Genomic DNA, 462 nt, shown 5'->3' on the forward strand with positions numbered 1-462 from the left:
CGGTGCCGACGGCTCCCCGGCGGCACCGCGGACATCCGCTCCGGTCGGTGGGCCGGTCGGTGAGGGCGAGGGCGGTGGGCGGTGGGGGCGGCGTCCGCGGTCTGCCGGCGGGAGTGGTGCGCGGGTGCGGCCGACACCGGGCGGGAAGGCGGGGGTGCCGTGTCCGCTTCGGAAGGTCGGTCAGTCGGCTCGGGTGAGGGCGAGGACGACGTTGTGGCCGCCGAAGCCGAAGGAGTGGCTGACGGCGACACGTACGTCCTGTCGCCGGGGTGCCCCGGTGACGCAGTCGATGCCGAAACCGGGCGCCGGGGCGTCCAGGTTCGCGACCGGCGGCACCGTGCCGTGCTGAAGGGTGAGTACGGTCAGCGCCGCCTCGACGGCGCCCGCCGCCCCGAGGCCGTGGCCGAGCGCACCCTTGGGCGCCGTGACGCTGGGCCGGTGCGGCAGCACCCGGGCGATCAG

At 77.1% G+C, this 462-nt stretch carries 1 pseudogene; it reads right to left on the bottom strand.

The annotated features are described in order from the left end of the window. Nucleotides 1-180: 180 nt before the first annotated feature. Nucleotides 181-462 (bottom strand): annotated as a pseudogene (locus B9S61_RS04515) (3-oxoacyl-ACP synthase); the annotation flags it as partial.

Source organism: Streptomyces sp. SM1, assembly GCF_002910825.1.
Taxonomy (GTDB): domain Bacteria; phylum Actinomycetota; class Actinomycetes; order Streptomycetales; family Streptomycetaceae; genus Streptomyces; species Streptomyces okerensis.